The organism is Paenibacillus sp. FSL P4-0127, from assembly GCF_038007325.1.
GTDB lineage: Bacteria > Bacillota > Bacilli > Paenibacillales > Paenibacillaceae > Fontibacillus > Fontibacillus macerans.
Genome location: NZ_JBBOWY010000001.1, coordinates 2,625,001 through 2,644,875, shown reverse-complemented (window position 1 = coordinate 2,644,875; position 19,875 = coordinate 2,625,001). Strand labels below are relative to the sequence as shown.

General features: G+C 48.0%; 18 protein-coding genes, 10 tRNA genes, 2 rRNA genes and 2 pseudogenes (1 of these 32 only partly in view). 1 reads left to right on the top strand and 31 read right to left on the bottom strand.

Going from position 1 to position 19,875, the window contains the following annotated elements:
* Positions 1 to 209: 209 nt before the first annotated feature.
* The 11 genes and pseudogenes from NYE74_RS11930 to NYE74_RS11880 form a co-directional block, all read right to left on the bottom strand.
* Positions 210 to 962, bottom strand: coding sequence for an ABC transporter permease (locus tag NYE74_RS11930; protein WP_036620572.1), 753 nt, complete (start codon positions 960 to 962; stop codon positions 210 to 212).
* Positions 956 to 1,735, bottom strand: coding sequence for an ABC transporter ATP-binding protein (locus NYE74_RS11925; RefSeq protein ID WP_036620570.1), 780 nt, complete (start codon positions 1,733 to 1,735; stop codon positions 956 to 958). Before NYE74_RS11925 ends, NYE74_RS11930 begins: the two co-directional genes overlap by 7 nt.
* Positions 1,716 to 2,729: an ABC transporter substrate-binding protein gene (locus tag NYE74_RS11920; RefSeq protein WP_036620568.1), complete on the bottom strand. Its 1,014-nt coding sequence runs from the start codon at positions 2,727 to 2,729 to the stop codon at positions 1,716 to 1,718. The genes NYE74_RS11925 and NYE74_RS11920 overlap by 20 nt, the downstream gene beginning before the upstream one ends.
* A 353-nt stretch (positions 2,730 to 3,082) precedes the next feature.
* Positions 3,083 to 3,322 (bottom strand): NifU family protein, encoded by a 240-nt coding sequence (locus NYE74_RS11915; protein ID WP_036620565.1) that lies wholly within the window; start codon positions 3,320 to 3,322, stop codon positions 3,083 to 3,085.
* A 54-nt stretch (positions 3,323 to 3,376) separates the two neighbouring features.
* Positions 3,377 to 3,807, bottom strand: a pseudogene (locus NYE74_RS11910) (AraC family transcriptional regulator ligand-binding domain-containing protein); the annotation flags it as partial.
* Positions 3,808 to 4,123: 316 nt separating this feature from the next.
* Complete coding sequence (locus NYE74_RS11905; RefSeq protein WP_036620563.1) at positions 4,124 to 4,699, bottom strand: PadR family transcriptional regulator; 576 nt, start codon at positions 4,697 to 4,699, stop codon at positions 4,124 to 4,126.
* Positions 4,700 to 4,851: 152 nt separating this feature from the next.
* Positions 4,852 to 6,246 carry an MDR family MFS transporter gene (locus tag NYE74_RS11900; RefSeq protein ID WP_036620560.1) on the bottom strand — a complete coding sequence of 465 codons (1,395 nt, stop codon included), beginning with the start codon at positions 6,244 to 6,246 and terminating at the stop codon, positions 4,852 to 4,854.
* Positions 6,247 to 6,289: 43 nt separating this feature from the next.
* The gene (locus tag NYE74_RS11895; RefSeq protein ID WP_036620559.1) at positions 6,290 to 6,640 is read right to left on the bottom strand and encodes a VOC family protein; all 351 of its coding nucleotides are present in this window, start codon (positions 6,638 to 6,640) and stop codon (positions 6,290 to 6,292) included.
* Between the two features lie 336 nt (positions 6,641 to 6,976).
* Positions 6,977 to 7,621, bottom strand: a complete 645-nt coding sequence (locus tag NYE74_RS11890) for a LysE family translocator (protein ID WP_036620557.1) — start codon at positions 7,619 to 7,621, stop codon at positions 6,977 to 6,979.
* Between the two features lie 23 nt (positions 7,622 to 7,644).
* The gene (locus tag NYE74_RS11885) at positions 7,645 to 8,244 is read right to left on the bottom strand and encodes a hypothetical protein (protein WP_036620555.1); all 600 of its coding nucleotides are present in this window, start codon (positions 8,242 to 8,244) and stop codon (positions 7,645 to 7,647) included.
* A 252-nt stretch (positions 8,245 to 8,496) separates the two neighbouring features.
* The gene (locus NYE74_RS11880) at positions 8,497 to 9,108 is read right to left on the bottom strand and encodes a TetR/AcrR family transcriptional regulator (RefSeq protein WP_036620553.1); all 612 of its coding nucleotides are present in this window, start codon (positions 9,106 to 9,108) and stop codon (positions 8,497 to 8,499) included.
* Positions 9,109 to 9,258: 150 nt separating this feature from the next.
* Between NYE74_RS11880 and NYE74_RS11875 the strand changes: the two genes are divergently transcribed.
* Positions 9,259 to 10,545, top strand: coding sequence for an FAD-dependent oxidoreductase (locus NYE74_RS11875; protein ID WP_036620552.1), 1,287 nt, complete (start codon positions 9,259 to 9,261; stop codon positions 10,543 to 10,545).
* 117 nt (positions 10,546 to 10,662) lie between these two features.
* Here NYE74_RS11875 and NYE74_RS11870 read toward each other — a convergent pair whose 3' ends face one another.
* From NYE74_RS11870 to NYE74_RS11775, 20 genes and pseudogenes are all read right to left on the bottom strand, one after another.
* Positions 10,663 to 11,586 (bottom strand): alpha/beta hydrolase, encoded by a 924-nt coding sequence (locus tag NYE74_RS11870; protein WP_316560616.1) that lies wholly within the window; start codon positions 11,584 to 11,586, stop codon positions 10,663 to 10,665.
* Positions 11,587 to 11,618: 32 nt separating this feature from the next.
* Positions 11,619 to 12,843 (bottom strand): annotated as a pseudogene (locus NYE74_RS11865) (CynX/NimT family MFS transporter).
* A gap of 75 nt (positions 12,844 to 12,918) precedes the next feature.
* Positions 12,919 to 13,158: a NifU family protein gene (locus NYE74_RS11860; protein WP_036620548.1), complete on the bottom strand. Its 240-nt coding sequence runs from the start codon at positions 13,156 to 13,158 to the stop codon at positions 12,919 to 12,921.
* Between the two features lie 44 nt (positions 13,159 to 13,202).
* Positions 13,203 to 13,418: a hypothetical protein gene (locus tag NYE74_RS11855; RefSeq protein WP_036620545.1), complete on the bottom strand. Its 216-nt coding sequence runs from the start codon at positions 13,416 to 13,418 to the stop codon at positions 13,203 to 13,205.
* A 57-nt stretch (positions 13,419 to 13,475) separates the two neighbouring features.
* Positions 13,476 to 14,873 carry a Fe-S cluster assembly protein SufB gene (gene sufB, locus NYE74_RS11850; RefSeq protein ID WP_036620544.1) on the bottom strand — a complete coding sequence of 466 codons (1,398 nt, stop codon included), beginning with the start codon at positions 14,871 to 14,873 and terminating at the stop codon, positions 13,476 to 13,478.
* A 41-nt stretch (positions 14,874 to 14,914) separates the two neighbouring features.
* Positions 14,915 to 16,198, bottom strand: coding sequence for a Fe-S cluster assembly protein SufD (sufD, locus tag NYE74_RS11845; protein ID WP_082207701.1), 1,284 nt, complete (start codon positions 16,196 to 16,198; stop codon positions 14,915 to 14,917).
* Between the two features lie 44 nt (positions 16,199 to 16,242).
* A complete protein-coding gene (sufC, locus tag NYE74_RS11840) occupies positions 16,243 to 17,022 on the bottom strand; it encodes a Fe-S cluster assembly ATPase SufC (protein ID WP_036620541.1) in 780 nt (259 codons plus the stop codon).
* Entirely contained in the window at positions 17,003 to 17,524 is a 522-nt protein-coding gene (locus tag NYE74_RS11835; protein ID WP_124333728.1) for a MarR family transcriptional regulator, read from the bottom strand. The genes sufC and NYE74_RS11835 overlap by 20 nt, the downstream gene beginning before the upstream one ends.
* Before the next feature lie 793 nt (positions 17,525 to 18,317).
* Positions 18,318 to 18,397 (bottom strand) — tRNA-Leu (locus tag NYE74_RS11830).
* 8 nt (positions 18,398 to 18,405) lie between these two features.
* A tRNA-Arg gene (locus NYE74_RS11825) sits at positions 18,406 to 18,479 on the bottom strand.
* Between the two features lie 6 nt (positions 18,480 to 18,485).
* Positions 18,486 to 18,560, bottom strand: a tRNA-Gly gene (locus tag NYE74_RS11820).
* Positions 18,561 to 18,574: 14 nt separating this feature from the next.
* A tRNA-Lys gene (locus NYE74_RS11815) sits at positions 18,575 to 18,647 on the bottom strand.
* A 38-nt stretch (positions 18,648 to 18,685) separates the two neighbouring features.
* Positions 18,686 to 18,762 (bottom strand) — tRNA-Asp (locus NYE74_RS11810).
* Between the two features lie 79 nt (positions 18,763 to 18,841).
* Positions 18,842 to 18,915, bottom strand: a tRNA-Met gene (locus NYE74_RS11805).
* A gap of 18 nt (positions 18,916 to 18,933) precedes the next feature.
* Positions 18,934 to 19,009: transfer RNA gene (locus NYE74_RS11800), tRNA-Val, on the bottom strand.
* 52 nt (positions 19,010 to 19,061) lie between these two features.
* Positions 19,062 to 19,133: transfer RNA gene (locus tag NYE74_RS11795), tRNA-Glu, on the bottom strand.
* A gap of 17 nt (positions 19,134 to 19,150) precedes the next feature.
* Positions 19,151 to 19,242, bottom strand: a tRNA-Ser gene (locus tag NYE74_RS11790).
* A gap of 59 nt (positions 19,243 to 19,301) precedes the next feature.
* A tRNA-Asn gene (locus NYE74_RS11785) sits at positions 19,302 to 19,374 on the bottom strand.
* Between the two features lie 5 nt (positions 19,375 to 19,379).
* Positions 19,380 to 19,496, bottom strand: a 5S ribosomal RNA gene (rrf, locus tag NYE74_RS11780).
* Positions 19,497 to 19,692: 196 nt separating this feature from the next.
* Positions 19,693 to 19,875 (bottom strand): 23S ribosomal RNA (locus NYE74_RS11775); it runs 2,747 nt beyond the window's last position.

Sequence of the window (19,875 nt, the reverse complement as noted above, 5' to 3'; positions counted from 1 at the left end):
AATTGTAATTATTACTATTATTAGTGTCAATCATTATTTCTTGTCTACCACAAAGGCGATGTCCCAGCCCCCGGTAAAACATAGCTCCCTTGCAGATGATCCCGGCCGTAACAGGAACCAACAAAAAAATAGCACCCCCGCCTGTTTTAGGTTGAGGTGCTATTCACGACTTTTTATATCAAAACACAACGGGTTATCAGCGCCTCATCCTACGTCCGCCACTTCATGAATCGGTAGTCCAGCAGGTCCACCAGCAGGAACAGGACGAAGCCCACCAGACTGAACAGCAGGATACCGGCGTACATTTGCGGATAATCCAGCCTCAGCCAGGCATCCATAATAAAGAAGCCCATTCCATGTTCGGTGCCGTAGATTTCAGTAAAGAACAGGACCGAAATGGCCGTGCCAAGCGAGATGCGGATCGTGCTGAGGATCACGGACAACGCGCCGGGCAGGGTAATATGCCAAAATTTCTGACCTGCCCCTGCGCCAATGCTTGTCAGGACATCATAGGTGCTCGCCGGAATGGCTTTTACCCCGTCCCGTACGGAAATGATAATCTGGAAAAGCAGGATCAGCATAATCATGAGAATCTTAGAAGTCTCGCCAAGCCCGAAGAACAGCATCGCCACCGGGAGCAAGGCGATCTTGGGCACCGGATAGGTCAAATACACCACTGGGTCCAGCAGCTTGTTCCAGAGCGCCGAACGCCCCATCAGAAGCCCGATCATCAGGCCGACGACCAGCGCCAGCAGGACTCCGGCAAAAATACGCATCAGACTATAGCCGACATTCAGCACAATATCCCTTCCGCCGAGTTGTCCCATCGCCTGATAGACCCCCAGCGGACTGGGCAGCATCGGATGATGCACCAGCAAATACGCCGCGTACCAGACCGCATTCATTCCCAAGAACACAAGCAATATTCTAAAAATATAGTTGAGCCGCCGTTTATTCACCATTTCTCCTGCATTACCTTTCTGATTCTCTTGATCTGGGTAAAAAAGGCATCACTAGCCCGCTTCTCCCCATGCTCCAGCCCAAATACCGCCTCATTGTCAATCATCTCCGGCGCCTCGCTCTTGCTTGACGGGAGCACGATGATTTTCTGCCCCAGCAGAATGGCCTCATCCACATCATGCGTCACGAACAACGCTGTGGCCGGGTTCGCCTGCCAATGCTCCAGGAACAATTGCTGCAGCGTTTCCCGCGTCATGGCATCCAGCGCAGAGAACGGCTCGTCCAGCAATAAAATAGACGGCACAATCGCAAACGCCCGCGCAATGGCCACCCGCTGCTGCTGGCCCCCGCTCAGCGACAGCGGATAACGCTCCGCCAGCTCCTGAATGCCCATCGCAGACAACCAGCGGTCAATCTGCGCCTCTTGGGCCTGCCTGTCCTGCCCCTTAGGATTAGCGATCTTCATCGCTACCCTGATGTTGGCCTTCACCGTCTTCCAGGGCAGGAGGCCGTAATTTTGCGGCACCAGACCGATCAGAACGTCCTGTCCGCGCAGGGACTGTCCATTGAACAGCAGCTCGCCCCGGTATTCCGGCAGGAGGCCGGACACGGCGCGCAGCAGCGTGGATTTCCCGCTCCCGGATGGCCCCAGAATGGTATAAATCCCATGCTCCGGCAGGGTGAAATCCACTCTGCCAAGCGCCAGCTCCCCGCTCTTGTATTCAACCTCAAGCTCCTTTACGCACAGTCCGTTATTATTTCTTGAACTGGACATCGGAGATCACTTCTTCGGGGGTGATGTTTTTGGTCAGCAGGCCCTGCTCGCGGGCCCAGGCAAACGCCGCCTCGACCTCTTTGACATCGACCTGATTGGCCGGGATGTAAGCCGGCACCTCGATTTGGTCCTTCAAGGTTTCCGGGTAGCCGACCTCTTTGATCACCAGGTCGATGTAATCCTTCTGGTCATGGGATTGCATATACGCTACCGCATCGTCATAGGCCGCGTACATGGCGCGGATCGCTTCCGGCTTAGCAACAATCGCGCTTTGCGGGAAAGCCAGCACAAACGGGTTCACCTGGGCCTGGTTCGTGGAGCTAAGCACGCGTAAGCCTGACGCTTTCCCCATCGTGACGAACGGCTCCGGCAGAATCGCGGCGTCCGCTTTGTTATTTTTCAGCAGCTCCAGCCGGGTGGGAATTTGCGGCACCTCCGTTATATGGATATCCTTCTCCGTCAGACCGGCCTGCTTCAGCATCATGGCAACGGTGTACTGCGTGGAGGTGTTTTTGGATAGAATCACGGTTTTCCCCTTCAGATCTTTCACATCCTGAATCTTGTTATTGCCGGTCAGCAGATCGAATTCCCCGAAGGTCGTGCTGGTGATTTTTACGTTCAGCCCTGCTTCATTGTAGATCGAAATGGCGACCAAATCGGCGCTTAGCCCGTCAACTTTCCCTGCTTGAAAAGCTACGTCGCGGTCTTTGGCGCTTTTGAACGTCTGAATGTTCAGGTTCACCCCACGCTTCTGATCAAAGCCCTGCTCATGGGCAATAATAAACGGAATCGCATCAATCGAAGGCAGGAGGCCCAGCGACAGCTCCGGCAACTCCGCCGTTGTATCTCCCGTATTCCCCGTCGCCGCCGCGGCGTTGCCCGCGCCGCCCGTGTTGGCATTCTTCGTCTTGCTTCCGCACGCCACGCCCACTATGCTGACGACAAGCACCAGCGCCAACAACATCATCATTTTTCTTGTTGCCCCAAACTTCATGGTTGTCCCATCTCCCCTATATGTCTATGTAGATTTGGCATAGCGATATGCCCGCTTTACTTGAGACCTCTCCCGCTAACTTGCACTTTTATTCACAAGCAGTATTACAAATAGACCATTCGTCCAGTAGCCTCAAGTAATGCCATTTTACACCCATCACTGCATTTTGTATATTTGCAAATTTAAATAGTTTACAAAAAAACAGATTGGGCCACGAAATGCTGCTCATCAGCTTTCCCCGATAAAATTCTGCGGATGTCATCCTCATGATGAAAAATGGTATGATTATTGAAAAAGGAACCCTTAAAGAGTTCCTTTCCGAAGATACCTTCTATGCGGATTTATATAACAGCCTAGTATACTTGTACAACTTCTTTAATATCATCGATTTCCTCAAGAATTGCGCGCTCAATAGCGGCCTTTAACGTAATCGTAGCACTTGGACAACCGTGGCAAGCTCCCAAAAATCTTAATTTGGCTACACCGTTCTCAGCCTCAACCAGTTCAGCATCTCCACCGTCACGCAGTAAGAAAGGACGTAATTTGAGAAGCACTTCCGAGACTTCATCGAATAAAATTCCATTCTCCTCCATTATGCCACCCTCCTCTCATTGTTTTAACAACAGTCAATTCCTTTTTCATTCCGGAGCGAGCGTAATGCCGACAAGCACCTGCGGTCCGGGGAGTTCGGCATGCCGCCACTCCAATTCAATCGAGCATTGCTCGCCTTCTTCCTGAATCCGCAAGGTTTCCGGAGGGCACATTTGCTTATAACGCACCATTCGGTTCAGCGCATCCCGGTAGTCGCGGGCGTGAAAGGTCGCCAAAGCAGCCGGCGGATACTGAGCGGTCTCGTACGCGGTCGCAAGTTTAACGTTCCCTTAGCGATGTTCCCGACTAATTCGGAATAGGCTTGCCAGATGGAATAATATTGTGCGGTCGTGACGAACGGTTCGGTGATGACGGTTAGCGGCAGACGTGCTTGGCGCGCTACCGCAATGGGTTCTCCCCCTATTCCCCCCAGGCTGGTCCAGAAATCCGGCGCAATCTTGATTCGGTCTACAGAAGGAGCGTTCATAGTTGGTAATCGACCTCCAAGGACAATGTCCAATTGCATTCATCCACGGAGACCGTGAGACCCTTAATTCTTCTGATTATAGCCTAAGCGTACGGGTGAGGCCACCCGGTTCATTCCGAGTAGATCACTGACAAGTCATCGACAGAAAATCATATATTCCGATTTTAGATCACTATGTTATATTGAATGACTTTCAACCAAATTTTCCGAAGAGCCAGAAAATAAAAGCTGCGTGAGGAATAAACAAAGGGGCCAAGCCTTTTTAGCTCGCGCCCCCCACCCTATTAATGATCTGCTATCCTTAAGCCTTTCAATTTCACTCCCGCTCAAGCCCTTGTCCATCCACGCGATGGCTCTCGATTAACTGCATAACCCACGTTTCATCAAATCGAAGCTTATCCAGCCGATGCCGGAAAAAGATCTGAATATATTTCTGCTCCCCGCCGGGAATCCGTTCGTCTTTGCTCGCATATTCCAACCGTTCTTCCTCGTGGCGGATTTCATAACGCAGGTAATCTTTGTATTGATGCAAAATTAAAAACTGCAATTCCTTGCTGATCAGTTCAAAATTTTTCAGTTTCGTATAAAAATGCAGTTCGTAATCCGGCGAATATGGAATCGGTTCTTCCATCAACCGAAAAAAACGTATTCTGCCTTCGTCCGTAAGTTTATAAGTCTTTATTTTTTTTCCTTTTCCTTGTTTGGCACCCTCCGGTTGCTCATCGGGAACCTGTTCGATCAGCCCATCCGCAAGCATGCCGTGGATCAGCGGATAAATCGCCCCCCAGCTGACTTTTCGCGTAGGACCAACGATCCCGTTCAAAATCTGATGCAGCAAATAGCCGTGCATCGGGTTATTCATCAATTCGCCGAGTATGAACAATTCGTACAAACGAAAGGCCCCCCCTTGTAAGTTTACTGCTTTTAAGCAAACAACAGTATAACATACGGCTGCCTGAAAAAACAGAAAAGCCGCAGGTCGCGGCTTTTCCAGGCCGCATCCGTTTGCGGCCGGTTCCGGTATTTCGCTTTATTACCCTGCCGTTACGCCGAATGCTGCTGCGCCATCACTTGGCGGTGTTTCGGCAAGAATGATACGGCGAGCAGGTTCGCAATCGCGATCCCCAACATGAGCAGAAAAACGGCATGCATTCCGGCAGTCAGCTCCGTTTTGGAGCCGATTATGGTTACATACTGGTTGTAAATCATGCCGAATACCGCGATGCCGACCGTTTGGCCCAGCGCACGGGCCAGCATGCTGGAAGCGTTGGCGACGCCGCGTTTTTCCCAGCCGACGACCGATTGCACGACAACGGTGGAGGGCGTCGCAACGAACCCCATTCCCAGTCCGATTAGCACGAGGATACCGATCCAAAATACGTAGGGCGAGTTCATCTGAAGCGCAATCAGCCAGATGGAGCCTGCCATGACCAGCGAAGAGCCGAATACGATCGATGCCTTCACCCCGACCCGGTACATGAGCCGGCCGGCGATGTTGGAGGCGAGCGGCCAGGCCAGCGACATCGGCATAGCGATCAGGCCCGAGCTTGTCGCGGAATTGCCGAGCACGGATTGAATCCAGATCGGCGAGTACACCGTCAACCCCGTCGTAATGCTGAACGTCAGAAAACCGCTGACATTGGTGACGTTCAATACGCGGATCCGGAAAATCGATAACGGGATCATCGGTTCCTCCGCCCGTTTTTCAATCCAGAGGAACAACATAAAACATACGGCCGATGCCGCGAACAGCCCCACGATCACCGGGGAATCCCAGGTATGCCGGGACCCGCCGCTCAGTAGCGCATACAACAGCGCGGAGAAGGCAATGGTAAACATAATCGCGCCGAGGTAATCGATTTTTTTCGCCTGACGTTCGATCGGCTGGTGCAAAAATACGACGACCAGCAGCAGGGCGATGATGCCGATCGGCACATTGATGTAGAAAATCCATCGCCAGGAAACTTGATCGACGAAGTAACCTCCGATTAGCGGGCCGAGAAGGCCAGCCACGGACCAAACGGACGAAAAGACACCCATCATTTTGCCGCGCTGCTTGCCCGAGAACAAATCGCCGATGACGGTAAAGCACACGGGCGCAAGCGCCCCGGCGCCAAATCCTTGCAAAGCCCGGAACCCAATGAGCCCCGTCATCGATTGCGCGGCTCCGCACAAGATGGAACCGAGCACGAATAAACCGATGCCGGCGGCGAACACGGGTTTGCGCCCGAACAAATCGGCGAGCTTGCCGAAAATGGGCGTCGCCACGCAGGTGGTCAACGTATAAATCGCAAACACCCAACTAAACAGCGTCTCGCCGTGCAAATCCTTGATCATATGCGGGGTAGCGGTGGCGACGACGGTCGCATCCAAAGCGCCAATAAACATCGCCGCCAGCAGTCCGGCGACAACCATGTTGACGTTGGTTTTCGAGGCCATGCGGAAAACGCCTCCTTACATTTTCTTTATGCCGCCCTTTGGTTTAACGATTGCAAACCAAGTAAAGGGTATTGCCTTCAGGATCGTTGAAATGCACGACATTGGCCGCCTTGCCTTCCACGGAATCGTGGAATTGAACGCCGCGGGATTTCAGCGTTTCGATGGCTGACTCCATGTCCTCCACCTCAAATCCTATGGACATGCTGCCCGATTTTTCCGGAAGGGAACCTTGTTCTCCGGCAAGATGCAGGAGACCGATCGTCAATCCAGGTGCCGCGATTTGCGCAAAATGCCCGTCACCGTGCTGCAGCTCCAATCCCAAGGTTTCGGCGTAAAATTTTACCGCCTTTTTCATATCCGCTACCATTACAGTCACATTGCCGCTTTTGAACATCTTATATTTCCTCCTTATTCGTTTGATCGATTTTATTATATCAAAATAATATAATAAGTAAACATATCTTTTTGATATATTCTATGAAAAAATGGTGAGGAGCTACGTAATAAAGAGAACGCCAAAGGGCGCTTTGTCTATCCGGGCAGCCTTGCGTCGCCCTCGATCCTGCTGGACGTGATGTGCCTTTCTCAATGATGGGAGACGTATGCTAGACTAAAACAGCCTTAGCCCGATGAGAAACTCGAGCTAAGGCTGCTGACATTTTGTTTTATTCCACCGTCTACTTGACGATATCACTAAAGGACGGCATTCAATCTTGACGTTATCCCATCATTACTGTCTTTGGAATGCGACCTTTAGGCCAAGTCCGATATAGATTGCTCCGACGAATTTGCTGCTTAGCCGGCTTATCCGGCTTATCCGGCTTATCCATGTCTTCCGTTTAACCAGTTTTCCAAGCGCAGAGATACTTAGTACAATTGAGGTTGTATACAATGCACTTAAGATCACAAAGACGACACCAAGGATCAAAAACTGCGTGGTGACTTGACCTCGTTCGTGATGAACAAATTGAGGCAAAAACGCCAGAAAAAACAGAGCCGTCTTTGGATTAAGAACTTCTGCAACAGTTGCCGAAAAGAATGACTTTAAAGCTCCTGCCGTTTTAACCATTGGAAGTTGCGGATCTGATGGCTTACTCATCATTTCGCGAACTCCCAAATATAGTAGGTATACCGCTCCTGCATATTTAACAATATTGAAAGCTAGAGCAGAGGTCATCAGTATAGTGGAAAGCCCGACAGTAGCAAATAAGGTGTGAAGAAAATCCCCGATTGCGATGCCAAGCCCTGCCATAATGCCTCCTTTTCGCCCGTTTTGAACTGTACGAGTAATGGTAAGAAGAACGGCTGGTCCTGGAATTAAAAATAGAAGAATGACAACGATAACATATGCCAATAACGTTGAAAAATCCGGCATCGGGCCTCCCCCTTCAAAAGCACTCAAAGTGAGATATTGTTACGGCTTTGCAACCATTGTTCGAATTCTTCGGGTGTGCTCACTTTATGGTCTAATACAGCCGTATAGATATCAAAGCTTTTCACCTGTTTACCATACTCGGCTCTCGATGCCCAGACGGTTTTGATCCGCAGGATAGAGAGAATCGCCTCTTCATGAAGACGACCGGGCAACGTACGAATATGCCGCAGATCAGGTTGTTTCTCAGGATCATCAACGAACCAAATATCCAGTGACCATTGGTTCTCGCTTTTAGATAAGTAATCCAATCCAATAAAATACCCGTCCGGGTAAGCCGGATCGGTGTTCCAGCTACCGGTATCGTTCATAAATTTCATCCGCCGAATCTGGGGATTCAATATCAATTGCGAAGCAATTCGAGAGATTACAGCAATGTCCAACTTGGAACAAACGACCGTCATATCAAGGTCTCTCCAAGTCATTAAACCGAGTGCCGCACTTCCAACTTTGACCGGCATGCCGGCTGCTTTTAGCGACTGGATAAGGTTCAATTCTTCCGCCACTGCAGCGGCCTCCGCTTGCAGCTGAAATTGACGAGCAAGCAGATCTTCACGTTCTACCATTTGTTCACTCCCTCTTGACGCGCTCATGCCATTTGTTCCTATAGTTTTTGGCTATAGTGGTCAACCGCAAAGCCAAAGATGACTTTCAACATAAATAAAAGACAAGTGATCAAAATATAAGGCGGGACGTGTCAATAGAATAACCGTTAAAAAAGGTGCCCCTTAAGCTGATCGATTGTAAAACCGTAAAATCATAGCACAGTCCAGTCAGCTCATACTGGGACGAAACCCATTCATGCTCCAGATGAGAATTCACGGTTTCGAAAAATATAAAATTGCCGGCAACGCCACATGATCAACAATCTCTTCCAATTTCTGATGCGACACCCATCCATTTTCAAGCATAAACGTATAGCGAATTTGCTCAAAAAGAATGAGTTTGGTCGCTTTAGGTGGGAGCATTGTGATTTCTCCCCGTTGTACGGCCTGTTGAAGAACGTAATCCATAATCTTAATATTGGAATCCGTTGCTTCGGCCAACATCTGGCTTGTCCGTTCTCGCTCCTGCTGGCTAATCATCTCGGAAAACAGCATTTTAAATAATTTAAACGGTCCATTGTCGGACTCCAAAATAAAATGCTGACCAACAGATACTAAATGATCACGGAGACTGCCCCTGTCGAAATCCAGACTCTTGAATATCCCTTCCGATTGTTGCATCCGTTGTTGGACAGCTGCAAACACTAAATCAAACGGAGTTTCCCAATAACGATAAACCACCGAGCGACTGGTATTCGCCTCACGAGCAACACGCGCAAAATTAATCGCACTGTACCCTTCCGTCTCCAGCAGACGATACGTTGCTGCATAAATATCATTTTGTAATTGGTCGCCGCGGCGGCGGCTTTTATTTGATTTCGTCATCACTCTTTCTCTCCTTGTACGTTCATTATACAGCAAACTGTATCTTAAATAAATAAGATCCAAACGTGTATCTAATTGACTTTTTAAGATACATTAATGTATCCTAATTATAAAATAAGATACAGTCATGTATTTAAGGGAGAGATAATCATGAAAGTTATTGTTTTAGGAGCATCGCACGGGGGGATTGAAGCGGTTGAAGCGTTACGGTTGATGTGTCCGAAAGCGAACGTTCAATGGTATGACAAAGGAGACTTCTCCTCCACTTCGGCCAAGGATCTTGAAGCCATTCAACAACAAGGAGTATCCATCTTCAGCAACACTGAAATAACTAAAGTAGAACCTGGCAAACACCAAGTGGAAATATTCAATCATATGACAGGGGATACGCGAACGGAGGGTTATGACAAAATCATTTTAAGTCCTGGTGCAAAGCCATTTATTCTTCCTGTCCCTGGACAGCATTTAAAAAACATCGGTACGATGAGCAGTCGACAAGATCTATTCAATATGAGAAAACATGCTGCAGATCCAGATATTAAAAACGTTGTAATTGTTGGCGCAGGATACATTGGGACGGGAGCAGCTTCATTATTTGCCGAATCAGGGAAAAAGGTTACGTTAATGGACATCAACAATCGTCCTTTAAGCTCCTATTTAGATCAAGAATTTACGGATGTACTTGAAAAAGAAATGAAAGATCGAGATGTGGAATTGGCACTAGGCAACTCGATCATCGAATTTGTCGGTGATGAAAATGATCGAGTCATCGAGGTTGTAACTAAAAAAGGCACCTATTCAGCTGACCTGGTCATCTTGTCTGCCGGCAATCGTCCCAACACGGAATGGTTGCGAGGCGCAGTGGAATTATTGCCGGATGGCAGAATTAAAACAGATGAATACATGCGTACAAGTGATCCCGATATTTTCGCCATTGGGGATGCAACAACGGTTTGGTACAATCCCGGTAAAATGCGGATGAATGTTTCATTAGGAACCAACGCGCGTCGTCAAGCACATTATGCAGTAAAAAACTTATACGAAGCCATTCATCCGCTTCCTGGTGTACAAGGCTCTTCAGGTGCGCATATTTTCGATTATTATTTCGCTACAGTTGGTTTGAATGATAAAACGGCAAAAAAGCTTGGCATTGAAATAAAATCCGTCTACTTGGAACAAGGGACAGCCCTGTTTTCTCCGGGGACGACCGTTATGTTCAAGCTGGTTTACGATCCAACAACTTTAGAGATTTTAGGGGGACAAATCATGTCTAAAGTTGATTTGACTGCTAATATCAATACGGTCTCCCTTGCGATTCAAACCGGATGCACATTAGAACAATTGGCCTATGCCGACTTCTTCTTTCAGCCAGAATTAAACACACCATGGAATGTAATAAATACGGCAGGATTAAAAGCATTACTACAAGAGAATTAATAGGTTATGGATTACCCGTTTGCTTCATGATCTTCCCTGACCCTGCATCATGTTGCCGCTCAGTTCCCCTGTCGGGAAACGAGCGGCTTTCTCTTGACCTTACAAAAGTTATTTACTTTAATTAAATTCCTTCTTAACAAAGTCAATAAGCTTGGACTTCAAGGCATCACCGTGCTCTCCCCTATGGTACATATCTGTTCCGTGATAACCACTCTCATCCACAATTAGCTCTTTATCCGTTGCTCCGGATGCTTGATATAATTTGCGCACTTCTTGTTCAATTGAGCCTCCATAATCGCCAGGTGAAAAAACAAACATGGATGGTGCTTTAATCTTCTCCACGCTCGGAATGGCATCAAGGGGCCCACATTGTGCAGGAGAAGAAAGAATAATCAGCCCCTCAATAGGCAGCGCCTGACGAACGCCTGCAATGATTGCTGTACTACCGCCACATGATGCTCCCGCCAAAAACACTCTTCTTGCACCCCATCGTTCGAGTTCACTTAAGGCAGCATCTGCATCACGATCTATATTCTGATTATCCTCCGGAAAATCCTGTGAGGCACCATGATTACGATATTCAGGAATAACCACCAGATACCCGCTGTCAGCCAGTTCAGTTCCCATGTCAAGAAAAGAGCAAATGTTATAGCCTTGCTCGTGTGCAAGCAGGACTCCTTTATCTCCGCTGCCAAGCACAAGTGCAGACAGATACACCCCATCACTGGTTGTTAAGGTAGTTGCTTTATCGCGCAGCTCATCCGGAACACAACTATTCACAAGATGCCCGTTAGAAGACTTCACCGAACGATCCGGCCAGGCAGGATCATATTCAACCGGTTTGTTTGGGGGGATGTTCTTCACTTCGGCAACTGGTGTTTCAGGCACAGCATTTTCTACAGGTTTCGTATCTTGAGGTTGATGAGATAGAGATTGATTTTCATTTGAAGATATCGGCATTGGGGTGGTGCATCCTGTAATCGTGACTAGTAAAAGGAGCAATCCAAATACCATTTTTGTTCCTTTAGAAAATACGTTCATTGATTTTTCTACACCTCCAACTATTACTGAAATTATAAGTGATTATTGAGCTCACCTACAAATCGGTTTCGTGCTGAACCTATCCCAAACACAAATAGGAAGACAGAAGCACTCAGTAATATAAGGAGTGGCAGGGTCCAGTTCTTCGTTATGTCATGCAAAAAACCAATGAGGGCCGGCCCGCTTGCCGCAAAGAGATATCCGATCGATTGCGCCATACCGGATAGTTCAGCAGCCTGATGAGCATTCTCAGTACGTAAGCCAAAGAACATCATAGCCAAACCAAAGGCGAATCCTCCGCCAACTCCGAGCATGATGACCCATAACAAAAGAATAGAAGAACTTCCGTAAAGCAGCCCGAGTATTCCCGTTATAAGCAAAATCGCCGTGATGATCACTAACGATCGTTGGTTAGACATGCGACCAGCAATAACGGGCACAATAAAGGAAAATGGAAGAGGAGATAATTGCATGATCGAGAGATACCATCCAGATCGACTGGAGTCAATCCCCTGCCCATGTAAAATTTCAGGCAACCACGCGATAAGCACATAGAATATCATGGACTGAATGCCCATAAACATCGTTACTTGCCAAGCAAGGGAGGAACGCCAAACATTCACCTCTCTCTTCACCGTGTGCTCACCGGAAATCGTTGTTGGCTTGGTTTGATTTCTTAACTGCGGTAACCAACAGAGGATGGACACAACACAGAGGATCCCCCAAATTCCCAACGCACCTTGCCATTTCAAACCTGCTCCAACTGCTAAGGGCACACTGATTCCTGAAGCGATGGCTCCGCATAAGCTCATTGAAATCGAATATACGCCTGTGATGGCCCCGATTTGATTGGGGAAATCACGTTTGATGATGCTGGGTAATAATACATTACAAACTGCAATTGCAGATCCAAGTATGGCTGTCCCAAGATATAAGTCTGCTGCCCCTGATAAAGAACGTATTACAATGCCAACGATTAAGAATAGGAGGGCAATCAATATGATGGAGCTCAGCTCCAAATTTCCGTCCCAATTTAGGAACTAGAGGCGATAATAAGGCAAAAGCAAGTAAGGGTACCGTCGTAATCAAACCTGCCAGAGTATTTGAAATCTGAATGTCGTCCCGTATAAAGCTCACTAAAGAACCGACTGAGGTTAACGGTGCGCGTAAATTAGCTGCAATAACAATAATCCCCAGAACCATCAGCCATGTCGTAGCGGCTTGATTTTTCCTAACTTTCTTGATTGGATTCGGCATTTTTTCCTCCTGAATGTCATCTCATGATGAAGAAGAGTTCTCTTTCGACGATACCTTCTTATCGTTCATTGAAATTTAGAATACTTGTACAACCTCTTTAATATCATCAATTTCCTCAAGAATGGCGCGTTCAATAGCAGCCTTTAATGTGATCGTCGCACTTGGGCAACCGTGACAAGCTCCCAAAAATCTTAATTTGGCTACACCGTTCTCAACCTCGACCAATTCTGCGTCTCCCCCGTCACGCAATAAGAAAGGACGTAGCTTGAAAAGCACTTCCGATACTTCGTCGAACAAAATCCCGTTATCCTCCATAATGCCAGCTCCTCTCATTGTTTTAACAACATGAATTCATGCCTTTATCGTTCCGGATGGTCGGATTGATCCTTTGCCTTTTTGGTAAGAGAGGCCTCTTGATCTGAAAGTTCCATTAAAATCTTATAAATGGGATCCGTAGGTATCATCACACCACAACTGGCACTCAGTCCTAGGAGCATATTCAGATAGAATTGAATTTTCTTTTTCTCGCGAGTAATTTGCTCTAATTCTGAGATGTCCGAGTTATTTTTCTTCATTAAAACACACCCCATGCCTCCTAATAAGTAAAACGCTTGATGGGTGTAAGGAATAAATTAACCGATGCTTCCTTCCATCTCAAATTGAATCAGCCGATTCATTTCAACGGCATATTCCATTGGCAATTCTTTGGTAAACGGCTCAATAAAGCCCATTACAATCATTTGTGTGGCATCCTGTTCTGTAAGCCCTCGGCTCATTAAGTAAAATAATTGCTCCTCGGACACTTTGGATACGGTTGCCTCGTGCTCCAAAGTAATCTGATCGTTTTTAATTTCATTGTACGGAATGGTATCTGATGTTGAGAGATTATCCAAAATCAACGTATCGCACTTAATATTGGATTTGGACCCTGCGGAATCGCGGCTGAAGCTGGACAACCCCCGGTAGTTGACTTTGCCGCCCTGTTTGCTGATAGATTTGGATATGATCGTAGAGGTTGTCTCGGGAGCAAGGTGAATGACCTTCGCGCCGGCATCCTGATGCTGATCTTTACCGGCTACGGCAATGGAAAGGATGGACCCCTTGGCTCCCCGTCCTTTCAAGATTACAGCCGGATACTTCATTGTTGCCTTGGAGCCGATGTTGCCGTCCACCCATTCCATTGTGGCGTTTTCCTCTGCCACAGCCCTTTGGGTTACCAAGTTGTAGATATTAGGAGCCCAATTCTGGATGGTTGTGTAACGGACACGGGAATCTTTCCGGCAAATAATTTCGATAACTCCGCTATGCAGGGAACTGGTACTATAAATAGGTGCTGTACATCCTTCAACGTAATGGACAAAACTCCCCTCTTCGGCAATAATTAATGTCCGCTCGAATTGGCCCATATTTTCGGAATTGATACGGAAATACCCTTGTATCGGAACCTCACACTGAACGCCCCGCGGAATGTATACAAAGCTGCCGCCCGACCAAACCGCACTGTTAAGCGCCGCAAATTTATTGTCGGCGGGCGGGATGATCGTACCGAAATATTGCTTGAACACTTCAGGATATTGCTTTAAGGCAGTATCCGTATCAAGGAAAATAACGCCCTGCTCCTCCAGTTCCTTCCGCATACTGTGATAGATGACTTCCGACTCGTATTGAGCGGATACGCCCGCCAGGAACTTTTGCTCCGCCTCAGGAATCCCCAGCTTGTCAAAGGTGGCTTTAATCTCGGAAGGAACCTCCTCCCAGGTCTTCCCCTGTTTTTCAGAAGGGCGAACGTAATATTGGATGTCATCCAGATTTAGCCCGGCCAAATCCGCTCCCCACCCAGGCATTGGCATTTTGTAGAATTGTTTCAAAGCTTTCAGCCGAAAATCGAGCATCCATTCCGGCTCTTCCTTGATTCGGGAAATTTCCCGGACAATCTCTTCAGTCAGGCCTTTTCCGGATTGAAAAATAGACTGGTGCTGGTCTCGAAACCCATACTTATATTCGCCCATATCCGGCGCTTTTTTAGCCATTAGTAACACTCCTTTTAACCTTTCAGGACTCATTTGATTTGCTAGGATCTGCCAAGCTTGCTCTCCACCAAATCTTGCAGACGACCGCGAACTCCCTCCAGCGGAATTTCCGAAATGACAGGAGCGAGGAATCCGAAAATAACAAGATATTCAGCTTCACTCCGTGATATCCCGCGCGACATCAGATAATAGATTTGTTCCGCATTGACCTGCCCCACGGATGCAGCATGGCCAGCGGTTACATCATCCTCATCGATCAGCAGGATCGGATTGGCATCGCCGCGCGCTTTAGGACTTAACATAAGCACGCGTTCGGTTTGCTGACCATCGCAATGGGTAGCGCCTTTTTCAATCTTTGTAATTCCGTTGATAATGGCGGTAGCTTCCTCAAGCATGACGGCACGCGTAATCATCTGGCTCACCGAGCTTCTGCCAAAATGCTGGGCTTGCGTGGTGTAGCTCGATTTTTGAATGCCCGTGCCAATCGCAATCACCTTCGTGTCGGATACCGACCCATTGCCTTGAAGCAATGTCTTGGTATCGCTGGCGGTATTCCCCTTATTCATTTCGCCGATAATCCATTCCACCGCGCCATCGGCAAGAACAACCGCTCGCCGCTCGGTGAAATCCGTTGTTCCTGCAGCAAGCTGATGAACCGAAGCGACTTGCACCTTTGAGCCTGCCCCCGCGAAGACTTCAACCACACCGTTATGCAACGCCTTAACATCATCCCCGCTCGACAAACAATGATCCACATAAGTGACCTTGCTGTTGCTCCCGGCCACAATTAAGACGTGAGGAGCGAAACGCACCCCGCTGGTATCGTTAAGAAAGATCGCCTGAATCGGCGCTTCAACCTCGACACCGTCCGGGACATATAGGAAAACGCCGCCACTCCATAAGGCGCTGTGTGCAGCAGATAAACGATGCTCTTCCGGCTTCACTGCCTGATAGAGATAACGTTGAACCAATTCCTCATGCTCTTTTGCCGCAGTGTGCAGGTCCGTTAAAATAACTCCCCGGGCGGCTAAGCTCTCGGCCAATTCCGTATACACTACATCCGAATTGGCCTGAACGATCAGTCCGCCTTTCACTGGAGAAGCAGCCAAACCTCGAACAACCTCCGGCGCCTCTTCCAAACTTGACCACGGCTTCTCCGCTTTGTAATCTCCGGTTTCGTAGAGATCCCATTTCTCAAGTTTCGTTTTCTCCACTTTAGGCAGCTCCAGCGTCCCTGCCAGCTTGAGTGCCTGAATCCGGCGTTCCAGCAGCCAATGAGGCTCACCTATAGCACTTGACCAAGCACGTAAAGCGTTCGCGTTCATTAAATTTATGGCTTGTGTCCCCACTTGCTTTTCCTCCTCAGCTTTTAAACTTCTTCTGCCACTGTCTCATCCGTAATCCCAAGCTCCTCTTTGACCCAATCGTACCCTTCAGCCTCCAGACGATGGGCAAGCTCCGGGCCGCCGGATTTGACAATCCGGCCTTGCATCATGACATGCACAAAATCCGGAGTGATATAATTCAACAGGCGTTGATAGTGGGTAATGATTAAAAAACCTCGATCCGGGCTGCGCATCTCATTAACACCATTAGCCACAATACGCAGAGCATCAATATCAAGCCCGGAATCCACTTCGTCCAGAATCACAAACTTGGGTTCAAGCAGCATCATTTGCAAAATTTCATTCCGCTTTTTTTCGCCGCCGGAGAATCCCTCATTCAAATAACGATGCGCGAATTCCGGATTCATCTCCAGCCCTTTCATTTTGCTCTCCATTTCACGGATAAAACGGATTAGGGAGATCTCATCGCCTTCTTCACGCCGTGCATTGATGGCGCTTCTGAGAAAGTCCGAGTTCGTTACGCCGGCAATTTCACTAGGGTATTGCATCGCGAGAAACAAGCCCGCCCGGGCACGCTCATCCACCTCCATCTCCAGAAGGTCTTCATTGTCCAGCGTCACCTTGCCATCCGTAACTTCGTATTTGGGATGGCCCATTAAGGCCGAAGCCAATGTGCTTTTTCCCGTCCCATTAGGTCCCATAATCGCATGAATCTCTCCGCCATGAATCTCCAGTGTGAGCCCTTTTAAAATCTCTTTCCCTTCAATCTTGGATCTCAAATCCTCAATCTTTAAGGTCGTCATTCTCCCTAACTTCCCTTCCGTAGAGTTGTTCGGCACGCGCCAGCAAATCACTCATAAATTTTCCGATCGTCTGTAACTCCGTCTCAGAATAGGATTCGATAAATCGGTAGAACCCCTCTTCTTTCTCTTGATGCAGCTTTTTATGCAAATGATAAACACGTCTTCCCTTATCCGTTAAGCTAAAATAAATCTCCTTCCGATTGTTGTTCAGTTGACTTTTCATAATAAAGTCCGTTTCCAGCAGCTTTGAACAAATATTAGTAATGCTTGCTTTGGACAAATCCATTTTCTTCACAATTCCGGTATGGTTTATAGGTTCATAATCACCAATGCAATCGATAACGTGTACACTTGTAATATTGTTAGAAAGCATGTCGATCTGGTGCTCTTTGGCTTGTTGCCGAAACAGGTCAATTTCATGTTCCGTATACAACTCGTTCAGATGCAGCATTTTTATATACTGCTCGTAAAGATGACCTTTAAAATTATTTGGAAACTCCAATTTCGCAATCCCCCTCTCTTATAGTTAGCAGACCAAGTTCAGTGACAGCACCAGACTGTTATCCTTTTTGTTCAGTACTGAACAAAATTTATATTAGCATATATGATAATGATAATCAATATCATTTGTGTTCCGTAAGACAAAATTCTGAAGACGTTTTTCATTGGTTCGTTATCATTGTCATCGGCCCGCCAAGGGAGCGTATTTCTTCGGTTTCACCACCAACGTCCTTCTGTTAGGCAGGTCTCCTGCCAAGAATGAACCGACCAAACAACAGCAGCAAGATACCCTCCGCCAGATCAAAACTGTGAAAAGAGAAATCGGGAAGATTTTTGAATTTGAAGATCAGCTAAGTCTTATTCGTAGCACGGTAGTCTGAGATTAACTCCGTATTGGAGTTTAAGGAATTGCAGGAGCAAGCAGTACGGGATGAGCCGGAGGATAAGCAACAAGCTGAAAATTTGGGTAAATCCGAAAGAATGGAACACTGATCCCTGATAAAAAAGAAAACCGCTCCAAAGGAACGGAATTTAGTAAGCTTGCTTATGTCAATCTTCAATAGTTCGGACAGAAAATTCGGCAGCTTCGGCAATGGATGAACCATCTATCCCCATCCTAATTTACGCTTTAGACACATCTCGCAAAAAACAGCCAATAAATCCCCCTACTTGGGGTATAGCGCAAAATGTCTATGTCTTCCGCTCAGACGATGGCCGGAAAACTAAATATAAAATAAAAAAAGCTCATCAGAGAATTTAATTCTCTAAATGAACTAATTATGGATGAAGTATGATGCCGGTGAAGGGACTCGAACCCCCACGGTTTCCCTCACGATTTTGAGTCGCGCGCGTCTGCCAATTCCGCCACACCGGCAAAAAATACGCGCCCTAAGAGATTCGAACTCCTGACCTTTAGATTCGTAGTCTAACGCTCTATCCAGCTGAGCTAAGGGCGCAAATCATGGAGCGGACGACGGGAATCGAACCCGCGACCCTCGCCTTGGCAAGGCGATGCTCTACCGCTGAGCCACGTCCGCATATCAAATTAACGTGAGCCATGAAGGACTCGAACCTTCGACACCCTGATTAAAAGTCAGGTGCTCTACCAACTGAGCTAATGGCTCGTACAAAACAAATTTCTCATCCCTTTTCAAGGATGAAATGGCGGAGCCGACGGGATTCGAACCCGCGGTCTCCTGCGTGACAGGCAGGCATGTTAGGCCTCTACACCACGGCTCCACACTTGGATAATAACATGGGGTCCCCGGAAAGTAATCGGAATAAGCTGCAAAGCATTGCTTCACTTTTTGGGGATAAGTTGCGGGGGCAGGATTTGAACCTGCGGCCTTCGGGTTATGAGCCCGACGAGCTACCGGGCTGCTCCACCCCGCGTCGATAAAAATGTTCTTATGGTGGAGGCTAACGGGATCGAACCGCTGACCCTCTGCTTGTAAGGCAGATGCTCTCCCAGCTGAGCTAAGCCTCCATGGGATACTTTAGTTTTCCCTACTTGATGCACTAAGCATTAATGAAAGCAATGACCCGTAGGGGATTCGAACCCCTGTTACCTCCGTGAAAGGGAGGTGTCTTAACCCCTTGACCAACGGGCCGCAATATAAATCCAAGCTGGCGGAGAGAGAGGGATTCGAACCCTCGAGACGCTTGTGACGCCTACACGATTTCCAATCGTGCTCCTTCGGCCAACTCGGACACCTCTCCATAAGAGTTGGTCTCCCCGGAAAGCACCGGAATGTCGATCCGCTTGCTTTCCGGGATAACTCCCCGAACAGGACTCGAACCTGTGACAACTCGATTAACAGTCGAGTGCTCTACCGACTGAGCTATCAGGGAACATTGCTTGGCGGCGTCCTACTCTCCCAGGACCCTTCGGTCCAAGTACCATCGGCGCTGGAGGGCTTAACGGCCGTGTTCGGGATGGGTACGCGTGGAACCCCTCCGCCATCGCCACCAAACGATTCAAGGTTAATCCTTGAAAACTGGATACGAAACTTGATTTGCGTGTTAGCCCCTATTCAGTTCCCGGGGTCCCCGAAAAGTAATCGGAATTACCTACGAAGCCTCGCGTCACTTTTTGGGGTATATTTTTGGGCCCCGCCAAAGTACTCGGACTCAGCTTCGAAGCTTCACGTCACTTTGGTGGGTAGAGTTTTGGATAAGCCCTCGACCGATTAGTACCTGTCAGCTCCATGCATTGCTGCACTTCCACCTCAGGCCTATCAACCTCGTCGTCTTCAAGGGGTCTTACTAATTGGGAAATCTCATCTTGAGGGGGGCTTCACGCTTAGATGCTTTCAGCGCTTATCCCGTCCGCACTTAGCTACCCAGCTGTGC